13 protein-coding genes and 1 tRNA gene are annotated in these 17,502 nt (G+C 70.0%); 8 read left to right on the top strand and 6 right to left on the bottom strand.

Annotated elements, in window-relative coordinates:
* Window positions 1-82 precede the first annotated feature (82 nt).
* Window positions 83-2,596: a DNA helicase PcrA gene (pcrA, locus tag AB4Y80_RS00765; RefSeq protein ID WP_442211345.1), complete on the bottom strand. Its 2,514-nt coding sequence runs from the start codon at window positions 2,594-2,596 to the stop codon at window positions 83-85.
* Between the two features lie 70 nt (window positions 2,597-2,666).
* Entirely contained in the window at window positions 2,667-3,512 is an 846-nt protein-coding gene (locus AB4Y80_RS00760) for an inositol monophosphatase family protein (RefSeq protein WP_442211344.1), read from the bottom strand.
* 32 nt (window positions 3,513-3,544) lie between these two features.
* On the opposite strand from AB4Y80_RS00760, the gene AB4Y80_RS00755 reads away from it, so the two are divergent.
* The 3 genes from AB4Y80_RS00755 to rarD all read left to right on the top strand — a co-directional run bounded on the left by AB4Y80_RS00755 (window position 3,545) and on the right by rarD (window position 5,307).
* Window positions 3,545-4,177: a hypothetical protein gene (locus AB4Y80_RS00755; RefSeq protein ID WP_442211343.1), complete on the top strand. Its 633-nt coding sequence runs from the start codon at window positions 3,545-3,547 to the stop codon at window positions 4,175-4,177.
* A gap of 59 nt (window positions 4,178-4,236) precedes the next feature.
* Window positions 4,237-4,308, top strand: a tRNA-Arg gene (locus AB4Y80_RS00750).
* A 102-nt stretch (window positions 4,309-4,410) separates the two neighbouring features.
* Window positions 4,411-5,307 carry an EamA family transporter RarD gene (rarD, locus tag AB4Y80_RS00745; protein WP_442211342.1) on the top strand — a complete coding sequence of 299 codons (897 nt, stop codon included), beginning with the start codon at window positions 4,411-4,413 and terminating at the stop codon, window positions 5,305-5,307.
* 70 nt (window positions 5,308-5,377) lie between these two features.
* Here the strand turns inward: rarD and AB4Y80_RS00740 are convergent, their stop codons facing one another.
* Window positions 5,378-7,273 (bottom strand): ABC transporter ATP-binding protein, encoded by a 1,896-nt coding sequence (locus tag AB4Y80_RS00740; RefSeq protein WP_442211341.1) that lies wholly within the window; start codon window positions 7,271-7,273, stop codon window positions 5,378-5,380.
* 256 nt (window positions 7,274-7,529) lie between these two features.
* On the opposite strand from AB4Y80_RS00740, the gene AB4Y80_RS00735 reads away from it, so the two are divergent.
* The 4 genes from AB4Y80_RS00735 to AB4Y80_RS00720 all read left to right on the top strand — a co-directional run bounded on the left by AB4Y80_RS00735 (window position 7,530) and on the right by AB4Y80_RS00720 (window position 12,001).
* Window positions 7,530-8,342: an amino acid ABC transporter substrate-binding protein gene (locus tag AB4Y80_RS00735; RefSeq protein ID WP_442211339.1), complete on the top strand. Its 813-nt coding sequence runs from the start codon at window positions 7,530-7,532 to the stop codon at window positions 8,340-8,342.
* A gap of 31 nt (window positions 8,343-8,373) precedes the next feature.
* Window positions 8,374-9,033, top strand: coding sequence for an amino acid ABC transporter permease (locus AB4Y80_RS00730; RefSeq protein ID WP_442211338.1), 660 nt, complete (start codon window positions 8,374-8,376; stop codon window positions 9,031-9,033).
* The gene (locus AB4Y80_RS00725) at window positions 9,020-9,850 is read left to right on the top strand and encodes an amino acid ABC transporter ATP-binding protein (RefSeq protein ID WP_442211337.1); all 831 of its coding nucleotides are present in this window, start codon (window positions 9,020-9,022) and stop codon (window positions 9,848-9,850) included. The genes AB4Y80_RS00730 and AB4Y80_RS00725 overlap by 14 nt, the downstream gene beginning before the upstream one ends.
* A gap of 81 nt (window positions 9,851-9,931) precedes the next feature.
* Window positions 9,932-12,001, top strand: a complete 2,070-nt coding sequence (locus tag AB4Y80_RS00720; protein WP_442211336.1) for a DUF222 domain-containing protein — start codon at window positions 9,932-9,934, stop codon at window positions 11,999-12,001.
* Between the two features lie 50 nt (window positions 12,002-12,051).
* On the opposite strand, the gene fdhD is transcribed toward AB4Y80_RS00720, so the two are convergent.
* Entirely contained in the window at window positions 12,052-12,888 is an 837-nt protein-coding gene (fdhD, locus tag AB4Y80_RS00715; protein WP_442211335.1) for a formate dehydrogenase accessory sulfurtransferase FdhD, read from the bottom strand.
* A gap of 126 nt (window positions 12,889-13,014) precedes the next feature.
* On the opposite strand from fdhD, the gene AB4Y80_RS00710 reads away from it, so the two are divergent.
* Window positions 13,015-15,345 carry an FdhF/YdeP family oxidoreductase gene (locus AB4Y80_RS00710; protein WP_442211334.1) on the top strand — a complete coding sequence of 777 codons (2,331 nt, stop codon included), beginning with the start codon at window positions 13,015-13,017 and terminating at the stop codon, window positions 15,343-15,345.
* 21 nt (window positions 15,346-15,366) lie between these two features.
* On the opposite strand, the gene AB4Y80_RS00705 is transcribed toward AB4Y80_RS00710, so the two are convergent.
* Both AB4Y80_RS00705 and AB4Y80_RS00700 read right to left on the bottom strand, forming a co-directional pair.
* On the bottom strand, window positions 15,367-16,233 hold the full coding sequence (locus tag AB4Y80_RS00705) for an alpha/beta hydrolase family protein (protein WP_442211333.1): 867 nt from the start codon (window positions 16,231-16,233) through the stop codon (window positions 15,367-15,369).
* The gene (locus AB4Y80_RS00700; RefSeq protein ID WP_442211332.1) at window positions 16,224-17,501 is read right to left on the bottom strand and encodes a molybdopterin molybdotransferase MoeA; all 1,278 of its coding nucleotides are present in this window, start codon (window positions 17,499-17,501) and stop codon (window positions 16,224-16,226) included. The genes AB4Y80_RS00705 and AB4Y80_RS00700 overlap by 10 nt, the downstream gene beginning before the upstream one ends.
* Window position 17,502 lies beyond the last annotated feature (1 nt).

The following is a 17,502-nucleotide window of genomic DNA, read 5'->3' as shown; positions in this document are numbered from 1 at the left end:
CCCTGGCTGCGGCGCTGTTTCCCCCGACCTTACGCCCGCCGGAACCGGGCCACAATGGGCCGCCGGCGGGCGCTGCGGGCGGCTACACGTCCGTCTTGGTCAACGGCGCGTAGCGCAGCAGCAGGCGTTTTTCGCCGATGTCAAAGAGGACCTTGGCCACGGTCTTGTCCGCCACGCCCTCCACGGCCAGCACCACACCGTTGCCGAACGAGGTGTGGTTGACCTTCTCGCCCACGCTGACCGAGATGACCTCCTTTTGCGGCTGCACGCGCCCGGCCGTTGACCGGACGGACAGGCTCGGCGGCAGCTGGCCGGTGTCCCGCCCGCCCACCGCGGAGCCGGCACCCCAGGAGGAGCCGGAGTAGCGGCTGGTGCCAAAACCGCCCGGGAGCGGCGCCGGCCGGGCCGCGCCCTCGCGCTTCCACACGATCAGCTCCGCCGGAACCTCGGCGATGAACTGGCTGGCGGGGTTGTACTGGCTCTGTCCCCACAGGCTGCGCACCTCCGAGCGCGTCAGGTACAGGCGCTTGCGGGCGCGGGTCAGCCCCACATAGGCCAGGCGGCGTTCCTCGGCCAGCTCCGTCGGCGAGGTGGCCGAACGCGAATGCGGGAAGATCCCGTGCTCCATGCCGGTCAGGAACACCACCGGGAACTCCAGACCCTTGGCGGTGTGCAGGGTCATCAGCGTCACCACGCCCAGCCGCTTGGCCTCGGCCACGGCGGCGGCGGCCTCGGCCTCGGAACTGCCCGGGGCGTCCGGGATCTGGTCGGCATCGGCCACGAGGGACACCTGTTCCAGGAACCCGCCCAGGGTGCCGTCGGGATTGTCGCGCTCGTATTCGCGCACGACGGCGACCAGCTCGGCCAGGTTCTCCACGCGCGACTCGTCCTGGGGGTCGGTGCTTTTCCGCAGCGCCTCGAGGTAGCCGGTTTGTTCCAGCACGGCCTCCAGGGAGGTTGCCGCCCCGGTCGTGGCCGCAATCTCGCCCAGGTCCCCCATCATCTTGGCAAAGGCGTTGACCGCGTTCAGCGAGCGGGTGGCCATCCCCGGGGCGTCCCCGGCCCGGGCCAGGGCGGCGGAGAAGGAAATCCGTTCCCGCCCGGCCAGGGCGGCCAGGGCGCCCTCGGCCCGGTCGCCGATGCCGCGCTTGGGTTCGTTGAGGATCCTGCGCAGGTTCACGTCGTCGTCCGGGTTGACCAGGGCGCGCAGGTAGGCGAGGGCGTCCTTGATCTCCTTGCGCTCGTAGAAGCGGGTGCCGCCCACCACGCGGTAGGGCAGGCCGACGCGGACCAGGATGTCCTCGATGGCCCGGGATTGGGCGTTGGTGCGGTAGAAGATGGCGACGTCGCCGGGGCGGATGTCCATCTCGTCCTGCAGGCGGTCGATCTCCTCGGCGATGAAGCGGGCTTCCTCGTGCTCGGATTCGGCAACGTAGCCGACGATCTTCTCGCCGTCGCCCTCCGCCGTCCACAGCCGCTTTTCGCGTCGGTTCGGGTTCCGGGCGATGACGGCGTTGGCGGCGCTGAGGATGTTCTGGGTGGAGCGGTAGTTTTGCTCAAGCTTGATGGTTTCCGCGCTCGGGTAGTCCTTTTCAAACTCCACGATGTTGCGGATGTCCGCCCCGCGGAACGCGTAGATCGACTGGTCGGAGTCGCCCACCACGGTCAGCTCCGCCGGCGCCAAGGTCTCCCACCCGGCGGTTGCGGCTCCCAGGTCCGCGGGCTGCCCTCCGACGATCTCGCGCACCAGCGCGTACTGGGCGTGGTTGGTGTCCTGGTATTCGTCGACCAGCACGTGCCGGAAGCGGCGGCGGTAGGAGTCCGCCACGCCCGGGAACGCCCGGAACATGTAGACGGTCTGGGCGATGAGGTCGTCAAAGTCCATGGCGTTGGCTTGGCGCAGGCGCGAGGCGTAGCCCTTGTACACCTGCGCGACCGCCGCCTCGAAGGGCTCGTTGTGATTGGCGGTGCCGGAAAAATCGTCCTCGTCGATGAGGTCGTTCTTCAAGGCGGAAATCTTGTGCATGATGGCCTTGGGCGCGAACTTCTTCGGATCCAGGTCCAGGCCCTTGGACACCAGGGTGATCAGGCGCAGCGAGTCGGCGGCGTCATAGATGGAGAAGTTGGAATTTAGCCCGATGGTCTTGGCCTCCCGGCGCAGGATGCGCACGCACGAGGAGTGGAAGGTGGAAATCCACATGCTCTTGGCGGCGTCGCCAATGAGCGCGCCGATGCGTTCGCGCATTTCCGCGGCAGCCTTGTTGGTAAACGTGATGGCCAGGATCTGCCCCGGATGCGCCCGTCCGGTGGCCAGCAGGTAGGCGATCCGGTGGCTGAGCACCCGGGTCTTGCCGGAGCCGGCCCCGGCGACGATCAGCAACGGCCCCCCGGCGTGGACCACGGCGGCCTCCTGCTGCGGGTTCAGTCCCTCCAGCAGCCCGGCCGCATCCGGCCAGCGGCCGCGCCCGGAGCCGGATTCGGGCATGTCCTGGCCGGGGTCCTCCGCGCCGCCGTCGGGCTGCCACGCGGGGAGCCCGGGCGCCCGGTTCGCGACGGTGGGAGACTTCTTGGGGTACGGGTCAAACAACATATCCATGGTCCCTCCAGTCTAGTTGCCCCGGCCGACACTCTTCCCTCGGGCGCCGGCCCCTGTGCACAAACGGGGGCTACAGGCGCCCGGCCCGCAGCGCCGCCGAGATCGCGGCCACCGCCCCGGCGGGACCGGCCACAAACCAGTCCAGGTCATTGACGCGCACGACGCCGGTGTCCCCGCCCGCCGCGCGCACGATCCCCTTCCCGGGGAGCCAGTCCCAGGCCGGGCAGCTGTGCTGGAACCAGGCGCCCAATTCGCCCTGGCCCACCCGGCCCAGGTCGCACGACCCGGAGCCGAACATGCGCAAGGTGGCCGGAAGCTCCGCGGCGCGCTGCCACGGCACCGCCGCCCGGGGCTCCGCCAGCCACCCCGGGTGGATGTAGGTTCCGACGGACAGCAGCCCGATGTCGCCGCGGCTTTCAACCCTGATGGGCGAGCCGTTGAGGGTGGCCGGGTGCGACGTCCCGCCCAGCCACAGCCGGTCCTCCTGCGGTTGGTACACGGCGCCGAGCAGCACCTCGGCGTCGGCCAGGTGCCCGCCGCCGGAGGCTGCGCCGTCGGGCCCGCCGCCGGCCAGGGCCAGCGCGGAGCACCAGTAGGCGGAGCCGGAGAAAAAGTTCCACGTCCCGTCGACCGGGTCGATCACCCAGGTGCGTCCGCTGGTGCCGGTGAAGGCCGCGCCCTCCTCCCCGACGATGGAGTCGGCGGGGCGGAGGTGGCGCAGCTGTGCCACAACGTACGCCTCGGCGGCGGTGTCGGCCGCGGTGACGACGTCGGCCACGCCCGTCTTGCGCTCGGCCGTGCCCCGCAGCGCCGCCAGGCCCCGTTCACGCACCGCCAGCGCCAGGCCGGCGGCGTTTTTCACCAGGGCGGCGGCGAGCTCGGGATCGGAAAGTCGGGAATCCAGGTCTTTAGCCACACAACCACCCTAGTATCGGCGATAATGGGCGCATGGCTAAAACTCCCGCCCAGCGCGCCGCAAAGCACGGCAACCACCCCGTTCCGCCGAGCTCCGGGGTGGTCAACACCAGCACCACGCGCACCCCGCAAAAGGCGCAGGGGAACGCAAACCTGATCCTGATTGCCGGGGCCGTGGCCAGCCTGCTCCTGTTTTGGTACTTTCACCTGCTCACGCTGAACCAGCTGACGCAGCTCTCCGACGGGCTGGCCATGCCCGATTCCCTCGTGTTCGGCTTCGGCCAGGGGCATGTGGAGTCGTTGCGGGCGGCCATGGACGCCGACGCCCTCGGGCAGCTGCAATTTGTGCACAAGACGGCCGGGACGCTTTTCCCGCTGGTATTCGGCATCACGGCCATGACGCTGATTGCCATGAATGTGGCGAAAAAGGCACTGCGCCGGATCTTGTGGGTGTTCCCGGTCCTCTTTGCCGGCATCCAGCTGTGGGCCAACGTGACCATCGACGGGATGCTCTCGGCCGAGACCCTCGACCCCGGGGCGGTCACCCTGGCCTCGGTGCTGGTGGTTGCCTCATGGATCCTGCTGCTCGCCTCCCTGGTCGCCATGGGTGCGGCGCTGTTCCTGAGCCGGCGGCGAAAGGCCGCACCGGCGTCGGACGCGCCGTGAGCCGTTCCGACGGGATCGTTTTCCATCCTGGTATCCGGTTCCGCTAGGCTGGATCACGCGCCTCTGTAGTCCAATGGATAAGACAGCCCTCTCCTAAAGGGCTAATCCGGGTTCGATCCCCGGCGGGGGCACTTTTTCCTTGCCCGGCGGGCGCCGCTGCGGTGCGGTGTTCCGAACCCCGGGAATTCGCGTCCCGCGTGCCGGGGCTTTTTCGTTGAAGTGAGGGCCGGTTGATGAGCACCCGCGGCGCGGGGCGGGGCACGGCCGTCTCGATCGGGGCGTCGGCCCTCTTCGCCATCATCTTCCTGGTCGCCGGCCTGCTGTCCGGGTGGGGCGCCGGAGAGATCTTTGGCTGGCGGGTGGTGCTGACCCTGGCCACGCTGGCCCTCGTCTTGCCGTTGACGGTGTGGGGGCGGGAGGAGATCCGCACCATCCTGCGGCGCATCCGCCGCCGCCCAACCCTGGGGCTGCTGGGCATCCCGGCCGCCGGACTCGTTGGCGTCCAGCTGTGGCTGTTCATGTGGGCCCCGCTGAACAACATGGCCCTCTCCGTCTCCTTTGGGTACTTCCTGCTGCCGCTGACCATGGTGCTGGCGGGGGGCCTGTTCTTCCGCGACCGGCTGAGCCTGCTGCGCAAACTCGCCGTGGCGGCGGCCGCCGTGGGCGTCCTGCACGAGTCCCTGGCGGCCGGCGGGCTGGCGTGGCCCACCCTGGTGGTTTGCCTGGGCTACCCCGTGTACTTTGTGCTCCGGCGCAAGGCCGGCTTCGACACCCTGGGTGCCTTTGCCGCCGAGCTCGTCGTGCTCCTGCCGCTGGGCGTGCTGCTCATCCTCGCCGGTCCACACGGTCCCGGCGGGAGCGGGCCGGCCAGCGGCTATTGGGGCGCCGGCGCCATTGGGGTGCTTGGCGCCTTTGCGATGCTGCTGTACCTGTTGGCGAGCAAGTGGCTGCCGCTCTCCCTGTTCGGGCTGCTGGGCTATGTGGAACCGGTGTTGCTGTTGGGGGTCTCGCTGCTGCTCGGCGAAGTGCTGGGGTGGTCGGCGATGCTGACCTACGGGCCCATCCTGCTGGCCTTGATCTTCCTGGCCGCGGACGGCCGTCGCACCGCCTCCCCGGACCTCTTGAACTGACCCGCATTAGATGTCGGAAAAGGGGCGATTTCGCCCCTTTTCCGACATCTAATGCGGGTCAGTCGGCGGGTCAGGGGGTGGGGGCGGCGTCCTCGGCCGCGGCAACGGCCTGGGCAAACTGGGTGTCGTGCAATTCGGCGTAGCGGCCGCCAGCGGCCAGCAGTTCCTCGTGCGTGCCGCGCTCGATGATCTGCCCGGCCTCGACGACCAGGATGGCATCGGCGGAGCGGATCGTGGACAGCCGGTGGGCGATGACCAGGGCGGTCCGTCCCACCAGGGCCTCGGCCAGGGCGGCCTGCACGGCGGCCTCGTTCGTGGAGTCAAGGGCCGCCGTCGCCTCGTCCAGGATCACGACCGCCGGCTGCACCAGCAGCAGGCGCGCAATGGTCAGGCGCTGGCGCTCCCCGCCCGAGAGCCGGTAGCCGCGCTCCCCCACGACCGTGTCGAGCCCGTCGGGCAGGGCCCGGGCAAACGCCTCCAGCCGGGCCCGGCGCAGCACATCCCACAGCTCGGCGTCCGTGGCCGTGGGCTTGGCCAGGCGCAGGTTGGAGCGGATGGACTCATGGAAGAGGTGCCCGTCCTGGGTCACCATGCCGACGCCGGCGCGGAGCCCGTCGAAGGAAAGTTCGCGCACGTCGATGCCGCCGATCCGCACGGCGCCGGAGTCGACGTCGTACAGGCGGGACAGGAGCTGGGCGATGGTTGACTTGCCCGCGCCGGAGGAGCCGACCAGGGCGATGGTCTGGCCGGGTTCGGCCCGGAAGGACACACCGTGCAGCACGGTCTCGCCGCCGCGGGTGTCCAGCACGGCCACATCCTCCAGGGACGCCAGGGAGACCTTGTCGGCGGACGGGTAGGCGAAGCGGACGTCGGAGAATTCAACGCTCAGCGGCCCGCGCGGCACGGGCATGGCGCCGGGCTTCTCGGCGATCAGCGGCTTCAGGTCCAAAATCTCAAACACCCGGTCAAAGCTGACCAGGGCGCTCATGATGTCCACCCGCGCGTTGGCCAGCGCGGTGAGCGGGGCGTACAGGCGGGTCAGCAGCAGGGCCAGGACGACGACGTCGCCGGCGTTAAGCGTCCCGCCAATGGCGAGCGCGCCGCCCAGCCCGTAGACGAGCGCCAGGGCCAGGGAGGAGACCAGCATCAGGGCCGTGAAGAACACAAACTGCATGATGGCGGTGCGCACCCCGATGTCCCGGACCCGGTTGGCGCGGGCGGCAAACTCGCGTGATTCATCGGCCGGCCGGCCAAACAGCTTCACCAGCGTGGCGCCGGGGGCGGAAAACCGCTCGGTCATCTGCGTGCTCATGTCCGCGTTCAGGTTGGCCGCCTCACGCCGCAGCCCGGCCAGCCGGGTGCCGAAGCGGCGCGCCGGGACCAGGAAGACCGGCAGCAGCACCAACGCCAGCAGCGTGACCAGCCAGGAGGTGTTCAGCATGACGATCAGCGTCAGCACCAGCTGCACCGAGTTGGACACGATGCCCGAGAGCGTGCCGCTGAAGGCCTGCTGCGCGCCGATGACGTCGCTGTTCAGCCGGCTGACGAGCGCACCCGTGCGGGTGCGGGTGAAGAACGCGATCGGCATGCGCTGCACGTGGTCAAACACGGCGGTGCGCAGGTCCAGGATGACGCCCTCGCCCAGGTTCGCCGAAATCCAGCGGATCACCAGGTTCAGCCCGGCATCCAGGACGGCCACGACGGCAATGAGCAGGGCCAGGTTCAGCACCACGTCCACCGCGGTCTTCGCCACGATCGCGTCCACAACCTTGCCGGCGAGCACCGGGGTGGCCACGGCCAGCCCGGCCGAGACGACGGACAGCACCACGAACACCAGCAGCTTGCGGCTGTAGGGCCGGGCGAATTTGACGGTCCGGCGCAGCGTGTCCTTGGAGATGCCGTTGTTGCTTTTGTCCGAGCGCATGGAGCTCCACAGGGAGCTCCAAGCCGCGCCTTCCATGCTCATGCGTGAGGTCCTTTAATTGTTTGCGGGCAAGCTACCAGCTTAGGCCCGCCGCGGCCCGACCGGAACCCGCCGCCGGGTGGGAATCCGGGGTGAGCTATCGCACGGCGGCGGCGTGAGTCAAATCACTCCCGTCACAACCGCGTCATGTAGGGAAATACGCTCTCGGCGTTGGCCCGTGGCCGGTGGTAGCGTCACTGGTGATGCGGCCCGGCCAAACCACCGCGCCGTCGTAATATTCACAGCTAAGGAATTCGTCATGAACCGTCGTACTTTTGGTCTTGTTGGCATGCTCGCCGCGGCATCGATCGCCCTGGCGGCGTGCGGCGGCAGCACCGGCACCAGCACCAGCACCGCCGACGGCGACACGTCCCTGAGCAGCATCAAGTCGGCCGGGCAGATCGTCTTTGCCACCGAAGGCACGTACAAGCCGTTCAGCTTCCACGCCAACGGCGCGGGCGAACTGACCGGGTACGACGTCGAGGTGTCCAAGGCGGTGGCGGACAAGCTGGGCGTCAAGGCCAAGTTCGAGGAGACCCAGTGGGATTCCATTTTCGCCGGCCTGGAGGCCAAGCGCTTTGACGCGATCGGCAACCAGGTCACCGTCAACCCGGAACGGCAGCAAAAGTACAGTCTGTCCGCCCCGTACACCGTCTCCCAGGGCGTGATCGTCACGAAGGACGCCAACACGGCGATCAAGTCCTTCGAGGACCTCAAGGGCAAGACCACCGCCCAGTCGCTGACCAGCAACTGGTACACGCTGGCCAAGGACAGCGGCGCCAAGGTCGAGGCCGTCGAGGGCTGGGCCCAGTCCGTTGCCCTGTTGAAGGACGACCGGGTCGACGCCATCGTCAATGACAAGCTCACGTTCCTGGACTACCAGGTGACCAACCCGAACTCCGGGCTGAAGATCGCCGCCACCACCAAGGAGTCCTCCGATGCCGCCTTCGCGTTCCGGAAGGGCTCGACGGCGCTGACGGCCGCCGTCAACAAGGCACTGACCGAGCTGGCCGCGGACGGCACGCTGTCCAAGCTGAGCGAAAAGTACTTCGGCCAGGACGTTTCAAAGTAGTCGCCCGGTTCCCGGGCGCTAGAGTTCACCCATGGACGTCGATCTGTTCCGGAGTTCGCTGGGGCCGCTGGTACTCGGCGCGGTAAAGGGCACCATTCCGCTGGCGTTGGCCTCCTTCGCCATCGGGCTGGTGCTCGCGCTGCTGGTGGCCCTGATGCGGCTCAGCCGCAACAAGCTGGTCGCCGGCCTGGGCCGGTTTTACGTCTCGGTCATTCGCGGCACCCCCCTGCTGGTGCAGCTGTTCGTCATTTTCTACGGGCTGCCGGCCATCGGGGTGAAGCTCGACCCCTGGCCCAGCGCCATCATCGCGTTTTCGCTCAACGTCGGCGGCTATGCGGCGGAGGTCATCCGGGCGGCCATCCTGTCCGTGCCGGCGGGCCAGTGGGAGGCCGGGCACATGATCGGCATGTCCCGCGGGCAGGCGCTGCTGCGGATCATCCTGCCCCAGGCCGCCCGCGTGTCCGTGCCGCCGCTGTCCAACACGTTCATCTCGCTCGTGAAGGACACGTCGCTGGCCTCGCTGATCCTGGTCACGGAGATGTTCCGGGCCGCCCAGCAGGTGGCCGCGTTCAGCCAGGAATTCATGCTCCTGTATCTGGAGGCGGCGCTCATCTACTGGGTGATCTGCCTGGTCCTTTCCACCGCCCAAGCCCAGTTGGAAAAGAGGTTGGACCGCTATGTCGCCCACTGATTCCGCCGCCCCCGCTCCGGCCGTCCTGCAGGTTCGCGGGCTGACCAAGTCCTTCGGCGCCAACACGGTGCTGCGCGGCATCGACCTGGACGTCCCCCGGGGCAAGGTCGTGGCGCTGATCGGCCCGTCGGGCTCGGGCAAGACCACCATCCTGCGTTCCCTCAATGGCCTAGAGACGCCCGACGGCGGATCCGTCACCGTGGGCGCGCAGCTCGCCGGCGCCGGCCCCGAGGAACCGCGCAAGGGGCACGGCGTCAATCTCACCCTGGACTTTTCCGCCCCCGTCTCGCGCCGCGAGCTGGCGAGCCTGCGCGACCGAAGCGCCATGGTGTTCCAGCACTACAACCTCTTTCCGCACATGACCGTGCTCCAAAACGTGATCGAGGGTCCGGTGCAGGTTCAAAAGCGCCCGCGCCCCCAGGCCGTGGACGAGGCCGACAGGCTGCTCGAGCGCGTGGGGCTTCTGGAGAAGCGGGACGCCTATCCCTTTGAACTCTCCGGCGGCCAGCAACAGCGGGTCGGCATCGTGCGGGCCCTGGCCCTCAAGCCGCAACTGCTGCTTTTCGATGAGCCCACCTCCGCCCTGGATCCCGAGCTGGTCGACGACGTCCTGGCCGTCATCAAGGAACTGGCCGACGAAGGCTGGACCATGGTGATCGTCACGCACGAGCTTGCCTTTGCCCGCCAAACCGCCGACGAGGTGGTGTTCATGGACGGCGGCATCGTGGTGGAGCGCGGCCCCGCCAGCCAGGTGCTCCGCCAGCCGCGGGAGGAGCGCACCCGGCAATTCGTCCGCCGTCTGCTGCACGAACTCTAGCGGCACAGCGGGACGCAAATAATTAGAATATTTGTTCGGGGAACCATTTCATTTTGGTTACGGCGGCGGTATCCTGAGGGTATGGACAGTCCGGCGGGGTTCCCCGGGAAACGGGGCGAGACGGTCGCCACAGCGAATGTGGCGGCCCTGATCTCCGCGCTCACCCTTCCTGCCATTGAACGCTTCGCCACCGACAGTCCGTGGCTGGCCGGCCTGCCCGATTTCGCCCCCTTTGCCGACCCGTCCGACGGCGCGGAGTCGCCGCGGCTGACGAAGGTCGAGGTGGCCCGCGCGGTGATCGATGAGTGTGTGGCCGCCCTGGCGGCGTTGAAGGCGCTGACGGACTCCTCGGCGGCCTGCCAGGCCGCGGTGATCGAGCGGCTGGCCGCCGCGGCCGCCGTGGAGGCGTCCGCCCTGGCGTTTGATGCCTGGCAGCGGGACATCTCCGGGCTGGCGGCCCGCGCCGAGGTCGCCACCACCCTGGTCATCAGCGAGGGGGCGGCCGGCGCATTGATCGCGCAGTCCACCACCCTGGTGCAGGAGCGGCCGGCCACGTGGGAGCGCCTAAATGCCGGAGACCTGTCCTGGGGGCATGCGGTGGTCATCGCGGAGGAAACCGGCACGCTGCGGGCCGCCGGCATCGACGACGACGCGATCGCCGACTACGAACAGTCCCTGCTGGCCAAGGCCGCCGGGTGCCCGCTGCCGTCCTTCCGAGGCAAGGCGCGGCGGCTGCGGGAGCGGTCCCACCCGGAATCCATCGACGCCCGCACCCGGCACGCCTACGCGGGCCGGCGGCTCGCGATCGAGCGGGGCAGGGACGGCATGTCCTGGCTCAACCTGTACCTCCCCGCGCCCACCGCGGAGTGCATCTGGGACCAGTGCACGCTGCTTGCCCGCTCCGCCCAGGGTCCGGCGGAGGCACGCACCCTGGCCCAACTGCGCCTCGACATCGCCGCGGCCCTGCTGTTGTGCCAAACCCTGGCCGAAAACCACATCCACCCCACCCTTCCCACCCGCGTGCCCGGCCCGGCCGACGCCGTTTACCATGCCGATTACCACGCCGATCCCGGCGGCGTCCCGGGGCGCGGTCCCGCCTTTGTCCCCGGCCCCGAGCCTGCCCCGGACGGGCCGGATAGGCCGGACGGGCCGGACCCCGAGGATCACTTCCGGGAGGACGCCGGGAATCCCGTACGGGAGGACGGCGGCCTGGGGGACCCCGGCTTCGATGAGCGGGGGGATCCCTGGGAATACGAAACCCTGCCCGGAGGCACATCGCCCGGCGCCGGATATCCGGTCATCCCCTCCCCCGAGACCCTGCCCGTGTCCACGGGACCTGACACCACCCTCCCCGGTTCCGCCCCGAGCGGCGCGGTCGGTCTGCCCGAAGCGGCCGGGACGGTGCCGGCGTTTCCGCCGATGCCCAGGGTGCTCCCGATCATCACCATCCCCATGCTCTCGCTGCTGGGACTGGGCAACACCCCGGCGGAGCTGGAAGGCTACGGGCCGATCAGCCTGGACGTGGCGCGGCGGCTGACCGCCCACGCGCCGTCGTTCCTGACGATGCTGACGGACCCCGTCACCGGGGAGGCGTTGGCGCTGAACCCGCAATCGCGCCGGGTGAGCAAGAAGATGCGGGCCTTCCTGCGCTCCCGGGACGAGTACTGCCAATTTCCCGGCTGCACCGAAAAGGCCGTCCACGCCGACTACGATCACCTCACCGCCTGGGAAAAGGGCGGGCGGACCACCGCGGAGGGAACCGAACCCCTGTGCCGCAAGCACCACAAACTCAAGCACTTCACCGACGACCGGACGTCCACCGGACGCGCCCGTACCGACCAGTCCCCGGACCGGGCCGCCATGCGGCTGCGCGGCTGGACTCCGCGCATGACCGGGTCGGGCCGGCCCGGCTGGACGTCACCAACCGGCCGGTACCTGCCGCCGGAACCACGCGACGTCCGGGCCCCGTCGTACCCGAAGTGGCTGATGAAGCGCATCAACCGCACCCTGGCCGCCGCCCCTGCCCCGGCCCCCGCCCCGACCGGCGGCGGACGGGTGAACCTCAGACGGGTGAACCTCGGACCGGTGGACCTGAGCCCGGTGGACCTCAGCCCGGCCGAGGCCTTCCTCACCGACCACCTCAGGAAGTGAGCCGTGGCTGCGCCCGACGACACGGGACACCGGGCGGCCGGCGTAGTGGGTCAGTCGCCGATCCGGTCCCCGTGCGTGTAAATGTTCAGGGTCCGGCCCCGGCTGAACCCCACCAGGGTCACCCCCGCCTCCCGGGCCAGCTCCACCGCCAGCGACGACGGCGCACTCACCGCCGCGAGCACCGGCACCCCGGCCATCGCGGCCTTTTGGACGAGCTCAAAGGAGGCCCGGCCGGAGACCTGCAGGACGGTGTCATCCAGCGGCAGGCGGGCATCCCGGAAAGCGGAGCCCACCACCTTGTCGACGGCGTTGTGCCGGCCCACGTCCTCACGCAGGATCAGCAGCTCCCCGTCGGGGGCGAACAGCCCGGCCGCGTGCACCCCGCCGGTTTGTTCAAACAGCTTTTGCGCCTCCCGCAGCTCGGTCGGCAGTCCCGCCAGCACCTCGGCCTTGACCAGGGGCTGGTCCGTCGGGGCCGTGATCGAATAGTGCGAGGACTTCCGCACCGCGTCAATGGAGGCCGTGCCGCAGATGCCGCAGGCGCTGGTGGTCGTCACGTGGCGCTGGGCGGCCGCCAACGGCAGGGCGACGTCGGGCCGGAGCTGGGCCTCCACCACGTTGAACGTCTGGCGCCCGTCCTCATCCTCGCCGGCACAAAAGCGCAGTGAGATGAGCTGCGCGGGCTCAAAGATGATGCCCTCGGAGACCAGGAAGCCGGCCACCAGGTCAAAATCGTCGCCCGGGGTGCGCATGCTCACGGTGAACGGTTCATGGCCCAGCCGGATTTCCAACGGCTCCTCGGCCGCCAACGCCTCCTCACGCACCACCCGGCGTTGCGCGCCGACGTCCAGCCGCACTGCCTTGACCCGGTGAATAAGTCGTCCCATTGGTTCCTCCAGTTTGATTTGGCTCTCACTTCAGGTTAGATCGTCTACAAGACTTTGACAGCCCGGGACGGTCACCGGCGGGACGGGCTGCCCGCACCATCACACCAACGGCGATAAGGATCTGTCATGGCCGGCAAGGCTCCCTTGGAAAACATCGACGAGCAGCGGCTCACCGTTGGGCGGGTCCAAAACAAGGCCGTCGGCATCCCCGGCATCGCCCATGCCATGGCGGTCGCCCTGGACCAGATGGGTCCGCTGCGCACCGCCCAAACCCTGCTGAAGATCAACCAAAAGGACGGCTTTGACTGCCCCGGCTGCGCGTGGCCGGAGGAGGACAAGCGGCATGCGGCGGAGTTCTGTGAGAACGGGGCCAAGGCGGTGGCCGAGGAGGCCACGAAGAGGCGCGTGCCGCCGTCGTTCTTTGCCGAACACAGCGTCGCCGAGCTGCGCGAGTGGGACGATTTCCGGCTGGGCCAGCAGGGGCGCCTGACGGATCCCATGTTCCTGGCCGAGGGCAGCGACCACTACGTCCCGGTGTCCTGGGACCACGCGCTGGGACTGCTGGCGGCGGAGCTGCGCGGCCTGGCGGACCCGAACCAGGCCATCTTCTACACGTCCGGGCGCACGTCCAACGAGGCCGCGTTCCTGTACCAGCTCATGGTGCGCGGGCTGGGCACGAACAACCTGCCGGACTGCTCCAACATGTGCCATGAATCATCCGGGTCCGCGCTCACCGAGACCATCGGCATCGGCAAGGGCTCGGTGTCCCTGGAGGACCTGTACCAGGCGGAGCTGATCATCATCGCCGGGCAGAATCCGGGCACCAACCACCCGCGGATGCTCAGCGCGCTGGAAAAGGCGAAGAAAAACGGCGCCGTGATCGTGGCCGTCAACCCGCTGCCCGAGGCCGGGCTGATGCGCTTCGAGAACCCGCAAACCGTGCGCGGGCTGGTGGGCGGGGGCACCGCGCTGGCCGACGACTTCCTGCAGATCCGCCTCGGCGGGGACCAGGCGCTGTTCCAGGGGCTGGGCAAGTTCCTGCTGGAGGAGCAGCGTCGGCCCGGCTCCGCCCATGCCGGACGCGTCTTTGACACGGCGTTCATCGACGCGCACACCACCGGGCTCGCCGAGTGCCTCGCCCAGCTGGAGGCCGTCACGTGGGCGGAGATCGTCACGGCCACGGGGCTGACCGAGGCGCAAATCCGGGCCACCGGCGAGCGGCTGCTCGCCTCCAGCGCCACCGTGGTGTGCTGGGCCATGGGCCTGACGCAGCACAAGCATTCGGTGGCCACCCTGCGGGACGTAGTGAATGTGCTGCTGCTCCAGGGAAACATCGGCAAGCCGGGCGCCGGCGTGTGCCCGGTCCGCGGCCACTCCAACGTCCAGGGCGACCGCACCATGGGCATCTTTGAGCGCATGCCCGCCGCGTTCCACGACGCCCTGGACGCCGAGTTCGCGTTCGCCTCCCCCCGCGCCGACGGCTACGACACCGTGGCCGCCATCGAGGCCATGCGCGACGGCAAGGCCTCAGTGTTTGTCGGCATGGGCGGGAACTTCGTGCGCGCCACCCCCGATTCCTCGGTGACCGAGGCGGCGCTGGGCCGGCTCAACCTGACGGTGCAGATCTCCACGAAACTGAACAAGTCCCATCTGGTCACCGGCCGGCAGGCGCTGATCCTGCCCACGCTGGGGCGCACCGAGCGCGACACCCAGGCCGGCGGCGACCAGCGCGTCACGGTCGAGGACTCGATGAGCGCCGTGCACGCCTCCCGCGGCCGGCTCGCCCCGGCGTCGGACCGGCTGCTCTCCGAGGTCGCCATCGTGTGCCGGCTCGCCGCGCTGCTGTTTTCCACGGACGACGGCGGCACCCGCCCCGGCGCGCCGGTGGCGGATTGGTCCGCGCTCGCCGGCGACTATGCGCTGATCCGCGCCCACATCGCCGCCGTCGTTCCCGGCTTCGCGGACTTTGAGGCGAAGATCGACCGGCCCGGCGGCTTCATCCTCCCGCACGGCCCCCGGGACTCGCGCTCCTTCACCACGGCCTCCGGCAAGGCCCATTTCACGGGCAACGCGCTGGAATACCCCACGATTCCCGAGGGTCGCCTGCTGCTGCAGACGCTGCGCTCCCACGACCAATACAACACCACCATTTACGGCAAGGACGACCGCTACCGCGGCATCAAGGGTGGGCGCCGGGTGGTCTTTGTCAACCAGTCGGACCTTGACGCCTTCGGCATCGCCGACGGCGCCCTGGTGGACCTGGTCTCCGAATGGAGGGACGGCGTGGACCGCCGGGCCCCCGCATTTCGCGTCGTGGCGTATTCCACCCCCGTGGGCTGCGCGGCCGCGTACTACCCGGAGACGAACGTCCTGGTCCCGCTCGACTCCAAGGCGGACGTCAGCGGCACCCCGACGTCCAAGTCGGTCATTATCCGGCTCGAGCCGGTCGCCGGGTAGGCTCGCCGCCACGCAGCGTGCCTAGCGGCCCGGCCAGGTGCCCTCGCGCAGCCAGGCCAGGGTCGCCGGCCAGAACGAGTCCTCGTAGCTGCTGTGAAACAGGGCGAAATGGCCGAGCCGGGTTTGCCCGTAGTCCTCGGGCCTGAGCTGGATGATCGTGCTGGGGCTGGCCGGGCTGTAGTCGACGGCGCGTTCCATGGCCGCTCGGGTGGCGTAGGGGTCGTCGGCGGCGGCCAGGGCCAGGACCGGCGCCGTGAGGGCGCGCAGATGCGCGCGCAGCACGTCCCGTTCCTGCCCGCGGACCGCCGTGGTGAAATCGCGGCGGCTGCGGGCCCAGTCCAGGGCCACCCCGCGGGGCAGATCCTCCATCCAGTGCAGCCGCTTGCCGGGCAAATAGCCGCAGGCCAGGGTGAGGGGCAGCGCCAGGGCCCACACGAGCCAGTGCTTCACCCGGTCCGGGGCCCGGTAGTCCCCCCAGTAGGCGTGCTGCGCCCCGACCGTGAGAATCCGTGAAAGCCCGGTGGCGTGGGCGGCCAGTCCCACCCCAAATCCGCCGAAGCTGTGACCCACCAGGTGCACCGGCAGCCCGTCGGCGCGCTCCATCGCCCAGGCCAGCGCGGCGTCGATGTCCAGGAGCCCCCATTCGTGCCAGCGGATCCGCTGCCCACGCAGCGCCCCGCCCCGCGACGCGCCAATGCCGCGATAGTCAAACGTGAGCGCGGCATAGCCGTTCGCGGCCAGGTACGCCGCATAACGGTGGTAGTAGTCGGCCCGGACCGCGGTGGCGCAGGCGATGACCACGCTCCCCAGCCGCGCGGCACCTTCTTGGACGGGGAACCAGCGCCCCGCCAGCTCCCGCCCGTCCGCGCACGGGATCGTTACGTCCACGGCAGGGCGATGGCATGCAGGGTCTCCCCCATTTTGGCCCCGTGCGGCGGCACCACCATGACGCCGTCGGCCGCGGCGAGTCCGCGCATCATGGCGGAGTCCGTGAAGGCGCAGGGCGAGGCCAGGCCGTAGAGCAGCCGGTAGGGCATGAGCCGGGTGGGGCCGGCGTGTTCCTTGATGGGCGAACCGCAGGCCACCTCGATGGTTCCGGGCCGGGGCCGGCTGCCGAGGCCGGCGAGCAGCGGCGCGCCGATGGTGAACAGGGCGATCATGGCGGCCAGCGGATTTCCGGGCAGCCCCACCAGAAAGCGTCCGTCCGGCAGTTCGGCCAGGAACGCGGGGTGGCCGGGGCGCATGGCGACGCTGTTGATGTGGACGGTGCCGCCCATCGCCGTGACGGCGGCGCGCAGAAAGTCCGCGCGGGAGTGGCCGGTGGCGCCGGTGGTGATGACGACGTCGGCCGGGTCCTCCCCCGTGTCCGCCAGCGCCGCCAGCGTGGCCGGGAGGTTGTCCGCGGCCCGCCGCAGTCCCACGACGGTGCCGCCGAGGAGTTCCACGACGGAGCCGAGCTGGGGGGAGAAGGCGTCGCGGACCGTGCCGGGTTCCGGAATGCCGGCCTGGACCACCTCGTCCCCCGTGAGCACCAGGGTCACGGCGGGCCGGCCCAGGACCGCGAGCTGGTCGGCGCCGCCGAGCGCGGCCATGGCGATGTGCGCCGGGTTCAGCGTGACGCCGGCCTTGATCAGCAGCTCGCCCAGTGCCGCTTCCTGGCCGGGGAGGCGGATGTGCTGGGCGTTTTTGGGTTCCCCGGGGCGGGCCTGGCCGCTGAGGACCACCACCGGAAGGCCGTCGTCGTCCGTCGACAGGGTGCCCGACTCGCTGCGCAGGACGGCCTTGGCTCCGCGCGGGACCAGCCCGCCGGTGACGATCGGCAGCGCCTGGCCGGCCGCCAGCCGCTGTCCGGGCTCGCCGAGAATCCACGGCGGGCTCCCGGCCACCGCCCAGCCGTCCATGGCGGCGGAGGCGTAGTGGGGCATCTGGTGCAGGGCCAGGACGTCGGCCGCCAGGATCCGCCCGACCGCCCGGGCCAGCGGGACCTCGTGGGCGGGCAGCGGCCCGGCCACCTCAAACGCCCGGGCGCGCGCCTCCTCCCAGGTGTGCGGCAGCACGCGCGGCTCCGCGCCGGCCAGGGGCAGTGCGGGGTCCCGGGGTGCGGGGTCTTGGGGTGCCCGGCGCGCGTCGGCCGCTGGGCTTGCTGGCGCCGTCACC

It is taken from the genome of Specibacter sp. RAF43 (genome assembly GCF_052114065.1).
In the GTDB taxonomy this organism is placed as follows: domain Bacteria; phylum Actinomycetota; class Actinomycetes; order Actinomycetales; family Micrococcaceae; genus Specibacter.
The sequence above is the reverse complement of the archived record's forward strand: the minus strand, read 5'-3'. Positions and strand labels throughout refer to the sequence as shown.

What these genes read in the sequence shown, in the direction of transcription:
- pcrA (WP_442211345.1), bottom strand. Translation starts at nt 2,596, where the DNA reads ATGGATATGTTGTTTGACCCGTACCCCAAGAAGTCTCCCACCGTCGCG.
- AB4Y80_RS00755 (WP_442211343.1), top strand. Translation starts at nt 3,545, where the DNA reads ATGGCTAAAACTCCCGCCCAGCGCGCCGCAAAGCACGGCAACCACCCC.
- rarD (WP_442211342.1), top strand. Translation starts at nt 4,411, where the DNA reads ATGAGCACCCGCGGCGCGGGGCGGGGCACGGCCGTCTCGATCGGGGCG.
- AB4Y80_RS00740 (WP_442211341.1), bottom strand. Translation starts at nt 7,273, where the DNA reads ATGAGCATGGAAGGCGCGGCTTGGAGCTCCCTGTGGAGCTCCATGCGC.
- AB4Y80_RS00735 (WP_442211339.1), top strand. Translation starts at nt 7,530, where the DNA reads ATGAACCGTCGTACTTTTGGTCTTGTTGGCATGCTCGCCGCGGCATCG.
- AB4Y80_RS00730 (WP_442211338.1), top strand. Translation starts at nt 8,374, where the DNA reads ATGGACGTCGATCTGTTCCGGAGTTCGCTGGGGCCGCTGGTACTCGGC.
- AB4Y80_RS00725 (WP_442211337.1), top strand. Translation starts at nt 9,020, where the DNA reads ATGTCGCCCACTGATTCCGCCGCCCCCGCTCCGGCCGTCCTGCAGGTT.
- AB4Y80_RS00720 (WP_442211336.1), top strand. Translation starts at nt 9,932, where the DNA reads ATGGACAGTCCGGCGGGGTTCCCCGGGAAACGGGGCGAGACGGTCGCC.
- fdhD (WP_442211335.1), bottom strand. Translation starts at nt 12,888, where the DNA reads ATGGGACGACTTATTCACCGGGTCAAGGCAGTGCGGCTGGACGTCGGC.
- AB4Y80_RS00710 (WP_442211334.1), top strand. Translation starts at nt 13,015, where the DNA reads ATGGCCGGCAAGGCTCCCTTGGAAAACATCGACGAGCAGCGGCTCACC.